Annotated in this window: 14 protein-coding genes; all 14 read left to right on the top strand. The window is 65.6% G+C overall.

What is annotated here, in order from left to right:
• Window positions 1-87: 87 nt before the first annotated feature.
• The 14 genes from AC27VL_RS14305 to AC27VL_RS14240 all read left to right on the top strand — a co-directional run bounded on the left by AC27VL_RS14305 (window position 88) and on the right by AC27VL_RS14240 (window position 16582).
• On the top strand, window positions 88-783 hold the full coding sequence (locus AC27VL_RS14305; protein WP_191078455.1) for a phage minor tail protein L: 696 nt from the start codon (window positions 88-90) through the stop codon (window positions 781-783).
• 62 nt (window positions 784-845) lie between these two features.
• A complete protein-coding gene (locus AC27VL_RS14300) occupies window positions 846-1586 on the top strand; it encodes a C40 family peptidase (RefSeq protein ID WP_100554449.1) in 741 nt (246 codons plus the stop codon).
• A complete protein-coding gene (locus tag AC27VL_RS14295; protein WP_100554450.1) occupies window positions 1579-2184 on the top strand; it encodes a tail assembly protein in 606 nt (201 codons plus the stop codon). Before AC27VL_RS14300 ends, AC27VL_RS14295 begins: the two co-directional genes overlap by 8 nt.
• 92 nt (window positions 2185-2276) lie before the next feature.
• Window positions 2277-5669, top strand: coding sequence for a TipJ family phage tail tip protein (locus AC27VL_RS14290; RefSeq protein WP_488767054.1), 3393 nt, complete (start codon window positions 2277-2279; stop codon window positions 5667-5669).
• Window positions 5669-5947, top strand: a complete 279-nt coding sequence (locus AC27VL_RS14285; RefSeq protein ID WP_100554452.1) for a hypothetical protein — start codon at window positions 5669-5671, stop codon at window positions 5945-5947. The genes AC27VL_RS14290 and AC27VL_RS14285 overlap by 1 nt, the downstream gene beginning before the upstream one ends.
• Window position 5948: 1 nt before the next feature.
• Window positions 5949-6626, top strand: a complete 678-nt coding sequence (locus AC27VL_RS14280) for a hypothetical protein (RefSeq protein WP_100554453.1) — start codon at window positions 5949-5951, stop codon at window positions 6624-6626.
• A gap of 226 nt (window positions 6627-6852) precedes the next feature.
• Window positions 6853-8307, top strand: coding sequence for a SulP family inorganic anion transporter (locus AC27VL_RS14275; protein WP_488767051.1), 1455 nt, complete (start codon window positions 6853-6855; stop codon window positions 8305-8307).
• Window positions 8308-8513: 206 nt separating this feature from the next.
• Window positions 8514-9383, top strand: a complete 870-nt coding sequence (locus AC27VL_RS14270; RefSeq protein WP_100554455.1) for a DUF1311 domain-containing protein — start codon at window positions 8514-8516, stop codon at window positions 9381-9383.
• Window positions 9384-9437: 54 nt separating this feature from the next.
• Entirely contained in the window at window positions 9438-9842 is a 405-nt protein-coding gene (locus AC27VL_RS14265; protein ID WP_100554456.1) for a lysozyme inhibitor LprI family protein, read from the top strand.
• Window positions 9843-9883: 41 nt separating this feature from the next.
• A complete protein-coding gene (locus AC27VL_RS14260; RefSeq protein ID WP_488767049.1) occupies window positions 9884-12658 on the top strand; it encodes a peptidoglycan-binding protein in 2775 nt (924 codons plus the stop codon).
• Between the two features lie 108 nt (window positions 12659-12766).
• Window positions 12767-13798 (top strand): tRNA dihydrouridine(20/20a) synthase DusA, encoded by a 1032-nt coding sequence (dusA, locus tag AC27VL_RS14255; protein WP_100554458.1) that lies wholly within the window; start codon window positions 12767-12769, stop codon window positions 13796-13798.
• Between the two features lie 212 nt (window positions 13799-14010).
• Window positions 14011-14379 (top strand): hypothetical protein, encoded by a 369-nt coding sequence (locus AC27VL_RS14250; RefSeq protein ID WP_089241452.1) that lies wholly within the window; start codon window positions 14011-14013, stop codon window positions 14377-14379.
• A 72-nt stretch (window positions 14380-14451) separates the two neighbouring features.
• Entirely contained in the window at window positions 14452-15135 is a 684-nt protein-coding gene (locus tag AC27VL_RS14245; RefSeq protein ID WP_004136763.1) for a response regulator transcription factor, read from the top strand.
• 22 nt (window positions 15136-15157) lie between these two features.
• On the top strand, window positions 15158-16582 hold the full coding sequence (locus AC27VL_RS14240; RefSeq protein WP_089241450.1) for an ATP-binding protein: 1425 nt from the start codon (window positions 15158-15160) through the stop codon (window positions 16580-16582).
• Window positions 16583-16664: the final 82 nt, after the last annotated feature.

Raw genomic sequence — 16664 nt, 5'->3', positions numbered from 1 at the left:
GCGCCCCGGGCACCACCTCATCGTGCCATGCGGCCCGTCCGCCCAACCCTTACCACCTCTTCCCGTCGCCGCACAGGAGACCCACTCATGATCACCGCCGATGCCCAGCAACTCGAGCCGGGTGGCCGCATTACCGTCTTCGAACTGGACGCCAGCAGTTTCGGTGCCGACCAGCTGTTCTTCCACGCACACCTGCAGAGCGGTGTGATCACCTGGCAGGGTCAGGAATACGGCCCCTGGCCGATCGAAGCCAGCGGCTTTGAACGAACCAGCGACCAGCCGCCGAACCCGAAGCTTCGGGTCAGCAACATCGATGGCCGCATCACCGCGATGTGCCTGCTGTTCGATGATCTGGTCGGCGCCCGCGTCATACGCCGGCAGACGCTGGCCAAGTACCTGGATACTGCCAACTTCGAAGAGGGCAATCCGACTGCCGACCCCGCCGAGCACTTCCCCGACGAGGTCTGGTTCATCGAGCGCAAGATTGGCGAAGACAAGCAGACGGTTGAGTTCGAGCTGACTACAGCCATCGATCTCAACGGCGAACAGCTGCCCGGCCGGCAGATCATCGCCGGCATGTGTGGTTGGCTGGTACGCGGTGGCTACCGCGGCCCTTACTGCGGCTACAACGGTCCCGCAGTTGCCGATGGCGACGACGTTGCCACCGACGATCCCGCCCGCGACCAGTGCGGCGGCCGTGTGCGCAGCTGCAAGATGCGCTTCGGCCAGGACAAGCCTTTGCCCTATGGCGGCTTCCCGGCGGCCGGTCTGCTTCGCTCCTGATCCAGCGCTTCCGATTCTCCACTTCCAGGCCCGCTCGCGCGGGCTATTTTTTTGGGTGAAACATGCAACCAACAACCCTGCAGGCCATACAGGCACATGCCGTGGCCGAGTACCCGCGCGAGTGCTGCGGGCTGATCGTGGCCATCGAAGGCCGCGAGCACTATCTGCCGTGCCGCAACCTCGCGGGCACGCCCAGTGAACACTTCCGCCTGCCGGCCGAGGACTATGCCGTCGCCGAGGACAAGGGCGAGGTGCTGGCCCTGGTGCACAGCCATCCGGACGCGGCGGCCACACCGTCGGACGCGGATCGGGTGATGTGCGAGCACAGTGGCCTGACCTGGCACATTGTCAGCGTCGGTCAGGTGGACGGCGAGGCGCCCGAATGCGGTGATCTGCAGACCATCCATCCGGCTGGCTATGTCGCGCCGCTGGTCGGCCGCCAGTTCGCCCACGGTGTGCTGGACTGCTACAGCCTGGTGCGTGACTTCCACGAACGTGAACTGGGCATTTCGTTGTCCGACTACACCCGCGACGACGACTGGTGGGACAAGGGCCAGGACCTGTACAGCCTTGAGCGACTGCATGCGGAAGGCTTCGACCTGATCGAAGGCGAGCCGCGGCGGGGCGACATGATCCTGATGCAGATCCGCTCGCCGGTGACCAATCACGCCGGCGTCTACCTGGGCGACGGGCAGATGCTGCATCACCTGCATGGCCGCCTGTCCGAAACCGTGCCCTACGGCGGAATGTGGGCCGAGCGCACCCGTTGCATCGTCCGCCATCGCGAGGTGCGCCATGACTGACCGTCTTCGTACCATCCGCCTGTACGGCAAGCTGGGTGCGCGCTTCGGGCGCAAGTTCCGGCTGGCGGTGAACAGCCCGGCCGAGGCCATCCATGCGTTGTGCGTGCTGGTGCCCGGCTTCCAGCAGTACCTGATGGGCGCCAAGTCCAAGGGCATGGAGTTTGCCGTGTTCAACGGCAAGCAGAACCTGTCGCGGGATCAGCTGCACGATCCGCCGGGACAGGATGACATCCGCATCGCGCCGGTGATGGTGGGCAGCAAGCGGGGTGGTGTGCTGCAGACGATCATGGGCGTCGTCATGGTTGTAGTAGGTGTGATCATGCTCTACACGCCTGCCGCAGCATACGGACCCAACGTCATCGTCGCCGGCGCCAGCATGATTGCCGGTGGTGTCGTGCAAATGCTCTCCCCCCAGCCAAAAGGCCTGGGCGCAAAAGACAGCCCCGACAACGCCCCCAGCTACAGCATGAACGGCACCGTCAACACCCAGGCGCAGGGCAATCCCGTACCCGTCGCTTACGGCGGGCATGACAAGAAAGGCATGTTCATCGGCTCGGCCGTGATCAGCGGCGGCATCCTGGCGGAGGACCAGTTTTGAACCAGATCATTCAAATCAAACCGCGCGAGCGCGGTGCACCCCCGCCTGTACTGGCAGGTGCAAAGAAAGGCTCCAGCAACGCACGTACACCCGTGGAAACGCCAGACAGCCTGCACTCGATGGCGGTTGCCCGCATCATCGATCTTGCCAGTGAAGGTGAGATCCGCGGTCTGGTAGCGGGCAAGCAGTCCATCTACCTGGACCAGGTGCCGATCGAGAATCCGGACGGCACGCTGAACTTCTCCGGCGTGGACGTGCAGACGCGTTCGGGTACCCAGGACCAGGAGCACATCAGCGGCTTCCCCTCGATCGAGAACGAAGTCGGCGTCAACGTCGAACTGCGCAGCGATGCGCCCGTGGTACGCACCGTGTCCGGTGCCGATCTGTCAGCGGTCCGTATCCGTTTTGCGGTGCCCGCGCTGCAGAAGACCAACACCGAAAACGGTGATACCGAGGGCTACCGCATCATGTATGCGGTGGACCTGTCCACCGATGGTGGCCCGTTCAGCACCGTGCTGAACGATGCCTTCAGTGGCAAGACCACCAGCCAGTACGAGCGCAGCCGCCGCATCGATCTTCCGGCGGGCAGCCAGTGGCAGGTGCGCATCCGCCGGCTGACCGCGAACGCCAACAGCAGCACCATCGCCGACACCGTCAATGTGCTGTCGATGACCGAGATCATCGATGCCAAGCTGCGCTATCCCAACTGCGCGTTGGCGGCGGTGCAGGTCGATGCCAGCCAGTTCCAGAACATTCCAACCCGCTCCTATCAGTTGTGGGGGCGCATCGTGCGCATCCCGTCCAACTACGATCCGCTCAGTCGCATCTACAGTGGCGTGTGGGACGGCACCTTCAAGAGTGGCTGGACCAACAACCCGGCGTGGGTGTTCTTCGACATCGTCACCAACGATCGCTTCGGCCTGGGACATCGCATCCCGCTGGACTGGGTGGACAAGTGGCGCCTGTACCAGATCGCCCGCTACTGCGACGAGCTGGTCAGCAACGGCCAAGGCGGCAAGGAACCCCGCTTCACCTGCAGCCTGTATCTGCAGACCCGCGCTGAGGCATACAGAGTGCTGCAGGACATCGCCACCATGTTCCGTGGCATCAGCTTCTATGCGGCCGGGCAGGTCATGGCTTCGGCCGATATGCCCAAGGACCCGCTGCTCACCTACAGCCAGGCCAACGTCATCGAAGGCCGCTTCCACTATGCGGGCAGCAGCCGTACGGCGCGGCATACCGTCGCTCTGGTGTCCTGGATCGATCCGGATGACTTCGGCCGGCAGAAGGTTGAAGTGGTGCAGCATCTGCCTGGTGTTGCCCGCTATGGCATCAACCAGACTGAAGTAACGGCGGTGGGTTGCCATTCGCGCTCGCAGGCGCAGCGCGTGGGCAACCATATCCTGCATACCGAGATGCTGGAGACCGAGACGATCAGCTTCTCCGTGGGGCTCGATGCACTGGGCTGCATGCCGGGTGACGTGATCCAGGTGGCCGACCCGAACCGCGCCGGTCGCCGCAACGCAGGGCGTATCCGCAGCGCGGGTGCCCGTACCTTGGTGCTGGACCAGTTGCCAGAGAAGATTGAAGCAGGTGACATCCTGCGCGCCACCCTCCCCAACGGCCATTCCGAAGCGCGCACGGTGCAGTCGGTTGACGGCGATACGGTCATGGTCACTGCACCGTGGTCGGCAGTGCCGGTCGCGCAGTCGGTCTGGGCATTGGAGTCGCCGGAGCTGGCACTACAGCAGTACCGCGTGCTGTCGATCAGTGAAGGCGAAGAGCTGACCTACCAGATCACCGCGCTCAAGCATGTGCCGGGCAAGTACGCTGCCATCGACGATGGTACGCGCCTGGAGCAACTGCCGATCAGCATCGTGCCACCCAGCGTGCAGCCGCCGCCGAACAACGTGCGGATGGCCTCGCATGTCGTGGTCGATCAGGGTATCGCCACGTCGATGCTTACCATCGAGTGGGATGCGGCAGACAAGGCGATCGCCTATGACGTGGAATGGCGTCGTGGCGATCTCAACTGGGTACGCGCCGGTCGCGTGGGTACGCAGAGCCTGGAGGTGCGCGGCGTGTATGCCGGCCAGTACCTGGCCCGGGTGCGTGCGGTCAATGCGCTGGGTGCGGTGTCGCAGCCGATGGTCAGCGCACTGACGACGATTGAGGGCAAGACCACGCCACCGCCTGCGCTCTCATCGTTGACCAGTACCAGTCGCCCCTTCGGCATCGCACTGTCCTGGGGCTTCCCTGAAGGCGCAACCGACACCGAGCGTACCGAACTCTGGTACAGCACCGGTCCCAACCGTGAGAGCGCGATCAAGCTCGGTGACTTCGCCTATCCGCAGGCGCAGCACCAGATGAACGGTCTGGCCGCAGGCGTGCGGTTCTGGTTCTGGGGGCGCTTGGTGGACCGCAGCGGCAACATCGGGCCCTGGTATCCCCTGGATGTCGGGGTGATCGGCGAATCGAGCAGCAACCCAGACGACTACGACAGCTACTTCGCTGGCCGCATCAACGAAAGCGCCTTGGGTCAGCAGTTGCAGCACAAGATCGAGCGTGTCACCGAGGTATTGCCGCTGGTCTGGGACGCGGCTGCTTCGTACAGTCCGGGCCAGACTGTCATCCACGACGGCCGGATCTGGAGCTGGCAGGGAGCCGCAGCGGGCAACGAAACGCCACCCGGTACCCACTGGAAGGACGTGGGTGATGCCATCGCTGACGCTGGCGCCGTTGTTGGTCGTGTCGACCAGCTTGAGATGGACGTCACCGAGGTTGATGGCAAGGTGGCCGCACAGGGTCAGAAGGTCGACGGATTGTTCGCCCAGGTCAGTGACCACAGCGCGGGCGAGGAGGACTACAACGTCGGTGAGAACGACGTTACTGCCGGTGCCATCACCGTCTACAGCGTAATGGCGGAGAAGGACGCGGCGCTGGCCAAGCGGGTGGATACGGTCGAGGCATCCATCGATGGTGTTCCTGGCAAGATTGAAGGTGTCAGCGCGGCCGTGCAGCAGGTCTCACAGGCCGTGGTCAACCTGGATGGCAAGGTCAGCGCGACCTATACGGTCAAGGCACAGATCACCAGCGCCGGGCAGATCTACATGGCCGGTATGGGCCTGGGCGTGGAGCAGCAGCCTGATGGCAGCTACCAGAGCCAGATCCTGATGCAGGCCGACCGCTTCGCGCTGATCAATGAGAGGAACGGGCAGATCACCACGCCCTTCGTAGTCGAGAACGGGCAGACCTTCATCAGTCAGGCGTTGATCGGCAACGGCAGGATCCAGAACGCGATGATCGGTGACTTCATCCAGTCCAACGCGGTGGGTGCCAAGGGCTTGCCGCGTTGGCGGTTGGACAAGAGCGGTGCGATGACCATGACAGGCCCCGACAACGGGGGCTATCTGACCATCGTCAACAACGTGATCCAGGTATTTGATGCAGCCGGAACGCTGCGCGTACAGATGGGGGTGTGGTGATGCCTGCAGGAATTCAAGTATTCAATGCCGACGGCAGCCTGGGTTACGACCCTCGGGGCAGGCTGTTCCGCGTCCTTGCGCGTATCCAATATAGCGTGGTCGATGGCAGTGCCGCGTTTTCCCGGCAACCGGAGGATACGGATCTGACGCCGGTAGCCCTCGGCTGGTATGCCCCGGACTTCAGCATCGACATGGCTGCCGGCACCATCAGCTGGCGACACGTCAATGTTCCTCTCAACCGCCGCTACGGTGGCACTGTCGAAATATGGACGCGCTGACATGACCGCAGGAATCAAGATCATCAATGACTGGGGTACGGTGTTGATCGACGACACCTTTCCCACGCTTGCCATGCTCGCCCAGGGAACCACTACGCTGGATAGTGAGGGCAGCCGGTACATTGGCAATCATTCAGGCACCGTCGCGGTGCGATCGACGTCAGTTGTGGGCTATCAGTACTTCAACGAGATTGATGGCTATCCCCGAGGACTATTCCTGTTCGGTCCGCCTGGAGCGGTCGTGGAGTGGTATGTCTACGCACCGCCACAGGAGCCACCGAGCAACTTCGGATTGATCATTCGCGACGGTACAGGGCGGTTGACGTTCGATGCGGGCAGGAAGGCTGCACGCGTTGCCGGGTTGCGTTCGTCTTCGAGCCGGCCCGGCTGGCAGGGCACCGCCGGATTCGATCCGGGGCGAGCCTGGGCAGTGATGCCACTGATCTATGCGTTCGATTCGGTCAATACGTTCCGGCGCTGGGGTGATCCGCAGGAGTATCTGCAATACGAGGATGTGAGCATCTCGGGAGGCGCGGTAAATGGTGGCACCATAACCTTCGGGATGACGCAGAAGAGCCGGCGTACCTATGGCCCCTACTACGGGAGTCCCTTGCCAGCCGGATTCACCTATGCCTCGAACAACGCGGCTCTTGCCGTGATCGACGTGACGGGCTATTAGCGCGGCGGGCAGCGGTTTCCTTGGCCGCGCAGCCGGGGGAGCCATTTGAGCCCCCCGGTCCCTTCCCGTAGACTGCGCCCCTCCCACGCTCCCAGACGACGCACTGCAGTGATCACGCCACCCTGAACCTTGCCGCCCTTCGGCAGCCGGCCCATCCGGCTCAGGAACCCGTGTCTTTCCACTGCAGCGCCACGTGGCCCCGCCCGCGTGTGCGCGGAGCTTTTCCATGCAAACGTCCTATCCCCTGCGCCAGCAATGGCTCGGCAATCTCCGTGGTGATCTGCTGTCCGGTGCCGTTGTTGCCCTGGCGCTGATTCCCGAAGCCATCGCGTTCTCGCTGATCGCTGGCGTCGACCCCAAGGTCGGCCTGTATGCCGCGTTCTCCATCGCCGTGATCACCGCCATCGCCGGTGGCCGGCCGGGCATGATTTCCGCTGCCACCGGTGCGATGGCATTGGTGATGGTCGACCTCGTTCGTGATCACGGCCTGCAGTACCTGTTCGCCGCCAGCATCCTGGCCGGCCTGCTGCAGGTAGTGGCCGGCGTGTTCAAACTCGGTTCGTTGATGCGCTTCGTCTCGCGCTCGGTCATCACCGGCTTCGTCAACGCACTGGCCATACTGATCTTCCTGGCGCAGATGCCGGAACTGATCGGCCGCGGCCCCACCGTCTACGTCCTGTGCGCCGCCGCGCTGGCGATCATCTACCTGCTGCCACGGGTTACCCGCGCCGTACCTTCGCCGCTGGTGGCCATTGCCGTGTTGACAGCGGTGGTGATGGGGTTCGGCATCGACGTACGCAGTGTCGGCGACATGGGCCGGCTGCCCGACAGCCTGCCGCACTTCTTCATCCCCGACGTGCCGATGACGTGGGACACCCTGCGCATCCTGCTGCCGGTGTCGGCGACGCTGGCGGTGGTCGGGCTGCTCGAATCGATGATGACCCTGCAGATTGTCGAGGACATCACCGAGACGCCCAGCGAACGCAACCGCGAATGCGTCGGCCAGGGCCTGGCCAATACGGTCACCGGTTTCCTCGGTGGCATGGCCGGCTGCGCGATGATCGGCCAGTCGGTCATCAACGTGACCTCCGGCGGTCGAGGCCGGCTGTCCTGCCTGGTGGCCGGTGTACTGCTGCTGGTGCTGGTGGTGTACGGCAGCGATCTGGTGCAGCAGATTCCGATGGCGGCGTTGGTGGCGGTGATGATCATGGTCAGCATCGGTACCTTCAGCTGGCGCTCGCTGCGTGACCTGCGCACGCATCCGCGCAGTTCGTCGGCGGTGATGCTGCTGACCGTGGTGGTCACCGTGGCCACCCACGACCTGGCCAAGGGTGTGCTCAGCGGCGTGTTGTTGTCCGCCCTGTTCTTCGCCCGCAAGGTGGGCCGCATGCTGGACGTGCAACTCGAAGACGTTGCGGACATGCAGGTCTACCGTGTACGCGGCCAGGTGTTCTTCGCCTCGGCCGGACAGCTCGGGGCGGCGTTTGATTACCAGCATGTGGCAGCGAAGGTCGAGATCGACCTGCGCGAGGCCCACCTGTGGGATCTGACCGCGGTCGCAGCGCTGCAACACGCGCAGGAAAAGCTCGCCGCGCACGGCGCCGAGGTCAGCGTTGTCGGCCTCAACGCCGCCAGCCAGACGCTGATCGAACGGGTGGGAGGGCGCGGCGGCGCACATTGACCGCGCGCCTGGTCCAAACCTGTGCCGGGATCCAGGCATCGGTCTGGCAAGCCGGATTTCTGCGATGCCGTCCGCGCAAGCTGAATCCAGTCAGCCATCTGAAACCGCCGCTGTCGTAGGATTGCCACCGTGATGGGGCCGATGGACGGCCCCTCCCGGCCGGCGACCGCTGGCGACACGCAAGGGAGATACAAGCAATGCAGGCAATGGATGCCCGTCGGGGCAATGAACAGATCGCCTCCGGCCGTCGGTACTGGAAGGTGCTGGCCCTGTGCCTGGCGCTCACCGCGTGCCAGGCACCTTCTTCCCCTGCATCGGCCGAAGCGGCGCCCCCCCCGGCACCGCTCGCCGCGGCCGCGCCGGCAGCGACCCCCAACCCAGCGTCTGGTGATTCCTCCGGGTACCCCGATGCGTCCTACACGGACGGTCGCTTGCGCCCGGCTTATGGCTGGTGCGTGGATGGCGTGGAGGATGCGGGCAAGCTGCAGGCCTGCGGCAAGGACGAACTGGCCTATCAGGAAGGGCGCCTGCAGGAGGGTGCCAGCAAAGCCGTGACCGGGCTCGATGCTGCTGCGAAGAATGCGTTCCTGGCCACCCAGGCGACCTGGCGCAGCGATACCGACCGTCATTGCGCCGCTCCGGCCAATGCCGGGGTGGATGACCTGCAGAAGGCACAGGAGTGCCGCCTGTTCCGCGTGGCCAACCGCGCTGACGCATTGCTGGCGCAGAGTGCGCCGCCGGATACCTCCTATACCCAGGCAACGCTGCGGCCCGAATACACCCGTTGCGTGCAGGATGCCCGGGGCATGGACGACCAGCTGGAAGTCTGCGACACGACCGAGCTCGCCCACCACAAAGCACTGCTGGAAGCACAGGTTGCGCGGCTGATGGACAGCCCTGACGGCCCGGCCAAGGACCGCTGGATGGACGAGCAGGCCAACTGGGCCGAGGACACCGACAAGCGCTGCAGTGCGGCCACGGAGAGCGTGGGTCAGGCGCTGGACGCGCAGTCGTGCCGCATCAACCGCTACGCCAACCGCGCAGTGGAACTGCAGAAGCGCATGCTGGCCCCCTGACGGGGCCTCCGGCGTGTGCAGCGCATCGAAGCATTGACCGGTAGGAAGCAGACCATGGCGAGCAGGACCTTGAGCATTGTGGTGACGGCGATGGTGGTGCTGTGCACCGGCCAGGTGCATGCCGCGTCCGCGCTGAGCGCGGCCTACCAGGCGTGCTCAGGCCGCGCGCAGGGCACCATCGAAGAAGCCGCCTGCCTGTCCAGCGAATCGGACCGGCAGGACCGCCGGTTGAACCAGGCGTACCAGCAGTTGCAGGGACGCCTCGACGCCACGGCCAAGACCCACCTGCTGGCCGCGCAACGGGCGTGGCTGCAGTCGCGCCAACGCGATGGCGAACTGGAAACCGTGCTGTACGACGATTCGCAGCCGGGCAACCTGCAACAGAAATTGAATGACACCGAGCGCCTGCGCGCGCGCGCCGATCAGCTGGAAACCTACCTGCGCCTGATCGGTCCGTAATCCGCAACACGGTCATCCCTCCACGGATCAGGAAGTGAGCCATGCCAAACAACATCGATACCCGTAACCTGGACGCAACCGCCGGCGCGGTGTTTTTCGCCGTCGGACGCGGCACCGAAGGTGGCGGATCGTCGTACCACCTCAGCATCGCCGGCATCACCAAGGGACTGGATGAGCCGAAGTGGGGCACGGTCAGCGCGGTGGCCGCCAACAGTGGCTATTCGCTGGGGACCATCCAGGTCGACTTCGGCCAGCGTGGCAAATGGCCGCTGGGCGCCACCGAAGAGCGTGCGCTGAAGCCCGGCGAGACGACCTACGTGGACGCGGTCATCCAGCAGGCCAGCAGCTACGCCAAGGCGCACCATCTGCCCTTCACCAGCGACCGCGCCGACCTGCGTGCGGACCTGCTCAGCCACGGCGACGGCGAGGGCAAGCGCTCCTCGATCCGCTTCATCGATGTCCCGACCCGCGACAGCATCAACGCTTGGGCCGGGTCGCCCGAAGGCAAGCAGTGGATCCACACCCACGTGGACTACCCGCAGGTGCGCAACGCCACCCGCATCGCCATGACCATGCTGGACAAGCACGGTAGTGGCATTGCAGAAGACAAGCGTTTCGAAGCGATCGCGCTGATCGCCAAGTCCGCCAACCAGTTGCCGGGGACACTGCCGCAGCTGGAAGCGGTACTGAAGCGGGGCGGCGACTACCAGGACCTGCGCGACAAGGCGGCCGAGATCCGCCAGGACAAGAAATACTATGCCGGCCTGGCGGCCGCTGACGTCGCCGCTGGCTATGAAGAGGCCTATCCCCGCCACTCGGCGGAGATGGATCGCGCGCATCTGAAAGTGGGTCGCCGCGACTTCGCGCCGGCCAACGAAGGCAACGATCCCGATATCCGCGTAGCGCTGGAACAGGCGCGCTCGCACAAGAACGGTGGCGCTGGCCCGCAGGTGCTGAAAGAGGGTTCTACCGGCCGCGCGGTGGAGAAGCTGGAGCACAACCTGCATGCCTTGGGTTACGGCGGTGCAGGCGCCCAGGCGATCCACCCTGATCGCCAGTTCGATGCCAGCACCCGGCAGGCCGTCGAAGCCTTCCAGCGCGACCACCGTCTGAATCCGGTCGATGGCAAGGTGGGGCCTGCGACGCTGGGTGCGATCGACCGCGAGGCGCGCGCGCTGCAACGTGACATGGCCGCGCTGGGCCTGACCGATGCGCATGGCAAAGCGATCACCGCCGATGGCTACCTGGGGGCTGGCAGCCAGCACGCCATCAATGTGTTCCAGCAGCAGCACCATCTGCCGGCCACCGGCATGGCCGACGCACAGACGCGCCGCGCCATCGATGCCGAGGCCGCACAGCATCGCCCTGCTGCGCCTTCGCCTGCCGCCCCGGCAGCCCCGGCAGCCCCGACTGCGCCGGCAGCACCGACGAGGGCTGCGCCACCCGCAGCGCAGCAGCACACCGGTCCTGCCGGCGCCGCAGCGCCCGGTGGCGGGCGCATTTCCGTGGTGGAACCCTTCGGCAACGGCAGCAGCAACCGCGTCCTTCGCCATGGCATCAGCGGCGAGGACGCGTTCCGCGAGCTGAAGATCCACCATCCCAAAACCAATGCCGCCGCCGTGCGCGCCGGCGATGCCAGCAAGGTTGACCGCACCGCGGACATGGTTGACGGCGAACTGGAGGCCGTGCGCAAGCGCGAGGACATCAACGGCATTCCGCTGGTGCAGAAGGACCTGATCCTGACTGACCGTGCCGGCGGGCGCAGCCTGATGATTCCCAGTCCGGTGGCTGGCTACGTCAAGCTCAACAACGACGGCACCAATTCCATCAGCATCTACAGCCATCCGGTCGGCGATGCCCGCCGTGAGCTGGTGGGCCAGGTGTTGCACGGCGCTGTCGGCTCCATCCCGTACAAGACCGGCGATTTCGTCGAGTACGGTGCGCCGCTGGTGCGCCAGTCCGATGTGGGATCGCCCGGCGCGGTGCACGCGCATATCGAAGTGGAGCCGGCGCAGTTCCGGCGCTACCTCGGCGACATGCTCAACGACCGCATCACCCTCGGTGGCAAGGTGCAAGCGCAGGGGCCCGAAGCCGCGCAGGCCGCACGCACCACGCAGCAGGCGCCGATGGCCGATGGCATGCTGGTGAAGGGCGAACGCGGTGACGAGGTCAAGGCGCTGCAGGGCAAGCTGGCAGCACTGGGCCACGTGGGCGCCGACGGCAAGCCGCTGGCGACCGATGGCATCTACGGCAAGGACACCTTTGCGGCGGTCAAGCAGTTCCAGGCCAACAACGGCCTCGAGCAGGATGGCAAGGCCGGCCGCCAGACCCTGGGCCGATTGGATGACCCGGCCGCAGTGAAGGCCGCAGGTCAGCCTGCTGCGCCGGCAAAGGCGGAGCCGACCGCACCGGCAGCTCCCAGCATGCGTGACCCTTCGCATGCCGAGAATCCGCGCTTCAACCAGGCGCTGGAGAAACTGCAGGTGCTGCAACAGCAGCGCGTGCAGGCCGGGCTCTGCCCGCTGTTCGCCAACGCGCAGGAAACCGAACGTGCTGCTGGCCAGCTGGCCTACGAGAGCAAGGTCGCCGGCATGCGCCAGATCGACCACGTGGTCGCGCGCCCGGATGGCAGCGGTCTGTTCGCCGTGCAGGGCAACGTCGGCGACCCGGCCGCGCAGCGCACCTTCGTCGACAGCCGACAGGCCGTGTCGCAGTCGGTCGAGGCCAGCACCCGCCAGACCGAGGAACTGGATATCCAGTTCAACCAGCGCGTGCAGGAACAACAGCAGGAGCAGGTGAAGGGGCGCGCGCAGTAAGGTCGCCGCGGTGGGTTCCCGGGCCGGTCGTATGCCGGCTCCGGGCAGTACTCCGGGCGTCGTCGTCGCCGTTCAGCCCAGCGGTGTAAACTATTGATCTCACTGGCAATGCCAGTCTCCACGATCAACCGCCCGATGACGTCCGCCACCGCCCGTTACGCTGATTCCCTGCGCCTGTCCGTCGCCCCCATGATGGACTGGACCGACCGCCATTGCCGGGTGTTCCATCGCCTGCTGGCGCCGGGCGCGCGGCTGTACACCGAAATGGTGCACGCCAACGCGGTGATCCACGGTGATCGCCAGCGCCTGCTTGGTTTCGATGCCAGCGAACAACCGCTGGCGCTGCAGCTCGGTGGCAGCGATCCGGCCCTGTTGGCACAGGCCGCGCGCATCGCCGCCGAGTGGGGCTATGACGAGGTCAACCTCAACTGCGGCTGCCCGTCCGACCGCGTGCAGGCCGGCCGTTTCGGTGCCTGCCTGATGCGCGAGCCGGTGCTGGTGGCCGAGTGCGTATCGGCCATGGTCGAGGCGGTGGACATCCCGGTGACGGTGAAGTGCCGCCTGGGCGTGGACGAGGACGACAACTACGACGTATTCGCCAGCTTCGTCGACCGCCAGGTCGATGCCGGTGCCGCGATGGTGGTGGTGCACGCCCGCAATGCCTGGTTGAAGGGCCTGTCGCCGAAGGAGAACCGCGAGGTTCCGCCGCTGAAGTACGACTGGGCCTATCGCCTGAAGCAGGAGCGCCCGGCGCTGCCGGTGGTGCTCAATGGCGGCCTGGCCAGCATCGAGGCGGTGCAGGCGCAGGCCGCGCACGTCGATGGCGTGATGCTCGGCCGCGCGGCCTACCACGACCCCTACCTGCTGCATCAGCTGGAGGCCCTGCACACCGGCGCGCCGCTGCGACCGCGCGGTGAACTGCTGCGCGCCCTGCGTCCGTACATCGAAGCCCGCCTGGGCGAGGGCCTGGCCCTGAAGCACATCACCCGCCACATCCTCGGCCTGTTCCACGGCCAGCCCGGTGGCCGCGCATTCCGCCAGGTGCTGAGCGAGGGCGCACACCGCCCGGGCGCCGGCTGGGCCCTGATCGAGCAGGCGCTGGAAGTGACCGATCGTGGCGCTGATCGCGCTGCAGCGTGACCGTCGTCACATTCCTGACTTGACAAGCGGAGCGGATTCGTTCCGAATGTTCACTTAGCTGAACGACACGACGGAGCATCCCGAAAAGTTCAGACCGGATTCACCGCCCGAAACCAAGAATTTGCAAAAGATTTGTAAAACGCCGGGTTCCATTCCGGTGCCCGGATTTACGACTTTTGAACGAATCGCCGTGCTCGGCTAGGATCGCATCGATGTCTTCCGCTCCCTTCCACCGCTGTTTTGCCCTGGCCACCTGTGTGGTCCTGGCGGCTGCCCCGCTGTCTTCGGCGCTGGCGCAGGACCCGCAGCGGGAGCAGGGGCGCGCTGAAATGATGGAGCGCGGTGGCCGTGCGGCCAACAACGAGCGCTCGCTGTCCGATGCCGTGCGCCGCGTGCAGCGCACCACCGGCGGCCACATCTTGGGCGCCGAGCGGGTGCCGTTCGATGGTCGTGACATCAACCGGGTCAAATACATGGACGACCGCGGTCGGGTCCGCTACATGGACGACCCCGCCCCGGCACGTTCACAACCGCGCACGCCGCGGTCGGATATGTCATCACTACGCGGCGATAACCCCTGAACAGGGATAGTTGTCGCTATCAACCCGTACCCACAGGCCTCCGGGCCGCACCCAGCACACTAGGGAGAGTTCATGCGTATCCTTCTGGTCGAAGACGAAGCCCCGCTGCGTGAGACCCTGGCAGCCCGGCTCAAGCGCGAAGGTTTTGCCGTCGATGCAGCGCAGGACGGCGAAGAAGGCCTGTACATGGGCCGCGAAGTACCGTTCGACGTCGGCATCATCGACCTTGGCCTGCCCAAGATGTCGGGCATGGAGCTGATCAAGGCCCTGCGCGACGAAGGCAAGAAGTTCCCGGTGCTGATCCTGACCGCGCGTTCGAGCTGGCAGGACAAGGTCGAGGGCCTGAAGCAGGGCGCCGACGATTACCTGGTCAAGCCGTTCCATGTGGAAGAGCTGCTGGCCCGCGTCAACGCGCTGCTGCGCCGCGCCGCAGGCTGGAGCAAGCCGACCCTGGAATGCGGCCCGGTTGCCCTGGATCTGGCAGCGCAGACCGTCAGCGTGGCCGGCAGCAATGTCGACCTCACCAGCTACGAGTACAAGGTGCTGGAGTACCTGATGATGCATGCCGGTGAACTGGTCTCCAAGGCCGACCTCACCGAGCACATCTACCAGCAGGACTTCGATCGTGACTCGAACGTGCTGGAAGTGTTCATCGGCCGCCTGCGCAAGAAGCTGGACCCGGATGGCGAACTGAAGCCGATCGAGACCGTGCGCGGTCGTGGTTACCGTTTCGCGATTCCACGCAACGAGGGCTGAGGCCTTCAGCAGGCGATAAACGATGTCCGGCCGTCTGTGGTTCTTCCGACGCTGGCGGCCGCGCTCTCTGCAGGCGCGCCAGATGTTCGCCGCGTCCGTGGGTCTGGTCGCGTTCCTGGCGCTGGCCGGTTACGCGCTCGATGCCGCCTTCGCCGACACGGCGAAGGCGAACCTGCGTGAGCGCCTGAAGAACTACGCCACCTCCTACGCGGCCGGCATCGACTTCACCCGCGATCGCTCGCTGTACATCCGTGAGCAGCCGCCGGATCCGCGTTTCGACGTGCCCGGCAGCGGCCTGTACCTGCAGGTGGTGATGCCCGACGGCAAGGGCAATTCAATGTCCGCCGAAGGCCCGATGCTGCCCACCGTCGGTGGCGGCCTGCTGGCCCCGCGCCAGGAAGTGTTCGAAGGCCCGCTGCCGATGATCCAGATCGACGGCAGCCAGGGCTCGGTGTACCGCTATGGCCTGGGCCTGGTGTGGGATGCCGACGCCGACCCCGCTACCGAATTCCCGTACACCATCTACGTGATGGAAGACTCGCGCGCGCTGGGTGCACAGCTGCGCGTGTTCCGCAGCCGGGTCTGGTTCTACCTGGGCGGCATCGGCCTGATCCTGCTGCTGCTGCAGACGGTCATCCTGCAGTGGAGCCTGCGTCCGTTGCGGCGGGTGATCACCGAGCTGACCAAGGTCCAGCGCGGCGAGACCGAGCGCATGAGCGAGCGCCACCCGCGCGAGCTGGAGCCGTTGACCGACAGCATCAATGCCTTCATCGAGGGCGAGCGTGAGAACCTCGAGCGGCAGCGCAATACCCTGGCCGACCTGGCGCACAGCCTGAAGACGCCGATCGCGGTGCTGCGCACGCAGATGGACAGCGGTGCCGGTGATGGCGCGCTGCGCGAAGAGCTGGACGTGCAGCTGCAGCGCATGAACAACCTGGTGTCCTACCAGCTGGCACGTGCGGCCTCGTCGGGCCACAAGCTGTTCTCGGCACCGTTGCCGATCGAATCCAACGCCGAGGAAATCGTTCGCGGCCTGGAGAAGGTCTATGCGTCGAAGGGCGTGCTGTGCGAATTCGACATCGACCCGGCCGCACGCTTCCACGGCGAACCGGGTGACCTGCAGGAACTGCTGGGCAACCTGCTGGAGAACGCGTTCAAGTGGGCCAAGCGCCGCGTGCTGCTGACCGCGCAGCCGCTGCCGGCGCCGAACGCGCGTCGCGCCGGTCTGCTGCTGGCGGTGGATGACGATGGCCCGGGCATCGCCCCGGAAGACATCGGCAAGGTGCTGCAGCGTGGCGTGCGCGGCGACGAGCGCGTGCAGGGCCACGGCATCGGTCTGTCGATCGTGCAGGACCTGATCAAGGATTACCGCGGCGAGCTGCAGGTGTCCCGTTCCAGTGAACTGGGTGGCGCCCGTTTCGAAGTGCAGCTGCCGCCGGGGCCGTAAGCCTCCGCAATCGGTACTGCCCGCCACTGGCCGACGCCTTCAAACGGTAGTGCCGGCCGCTGGCCGGCAACCCCCCTCCCCT

Source organism: Stenotrophomonas sp. 14P6.2.3 (assembly GCF_057799055.1).
Note: the sequence above shows the minus strand (reverse complement) of the source record. Positions and strands in the feature narration are given on the sequence as shown.

What these genes read in the sequence shown, in the direction of transcription:
- AC27VL_RS14305 (WP_191078455.1), top strand. Translation starts at nt 88, where the DNA reads ATGATCACCGCCGATGCCCAGCAACTCGAGCCGGGTGGCCGCATTACC.
- AC27VL_RS14300 (WP_100554449.1), top strand. Translation starts at nt 846, where the DNA reads ATGCAACCAACAACCCTGCAGGCCATACAGGCACATGCCGTGGCCGAG.
- AC27VL_RS14295 (WP_100554450.1), top strand. Translation starts at nt 1,579, where the DNA reads ATGACTGACCGTCTTCGTACCATCCGCCTGTACGGCAAGCTGGGTGCG.
- AC27VL_RS14285 (WP_100554452.1), top strand. Translation starts at nt 5,669, where the DNA reads ATGCCTGCAGGAATTCAAGTATTCAATGCCGACGGCAGCCTGGGTTAC.
- AC27VL_RS14280 (WP_100554453.1), top strand. Translation starts at nt 5,949, where the DNA reads ATGACCGCAGGAATCAAGATCATCAATGACTGGGGTACGGTGTTGATC.
- AC27VL_RS14275 (WP_488767051.1), top strand. Translation starts at nt 6,853, where the DNA reads ATGCAAACGTCCTATCCCCTGCGCCAGCAATGGCTCGGCAATCTCCGT.
- AC27VL_RS14270 (WP_100554455.1), top strand. Translation starts at nt 8,514, where the DNA reads ATGGATGCCCGTCGGGGCAATGAACAGATCGCCTCCGGCCGTCGGTAC.
- AC27VL_RS14265 (WP_100554456.1), top strand. Translation starts at nt 9,438, where the DNA reads ATGGCGAGCAGGACCTTGAGCATTGTGGTGACGGCGATGGTGGTGCTG.
- AC27VL_RS14260 (WP_488767049.1), top strand. Translation starts at nt 9,884, where the DNA reads ATGCCAAACAACATCGATACCCGTAACCTGGACGCAACCGCCGGCGCG.
- dusA (WP_100554458.1), top strand. Translation starts at nt 12,767, where the DNA reads ATGCCAGTCTCCACGATCAACCGCCCGATGACGTCCGCCACCGCCCGT.
- AC27VL_RS14250 (WP_089241452.1), top strand. Translation starts at nt 14,011, where the DNA reads ATGTCTTCCGCTCCCTTCCACCGCTGTTTTGCCCTGGCCACCTGTGTG.
- AC27VL_RS14245 (WP_004136763.1), top strand. Translation starts at nt 14,452, where the DNA reads ATGCGTATCCTTCTGGTCGAAGACGAAGCCCCGCTGCGTGAGACCCTG.
- AC27VL_RS14240 (WP_089241450.1), top strand. Translation starts at nt 15,158, where the DNA reads ATGTCCGGCCGTCTGTGGTTCTTCCGACGCTGGCGGCCGCGCTCTCTG.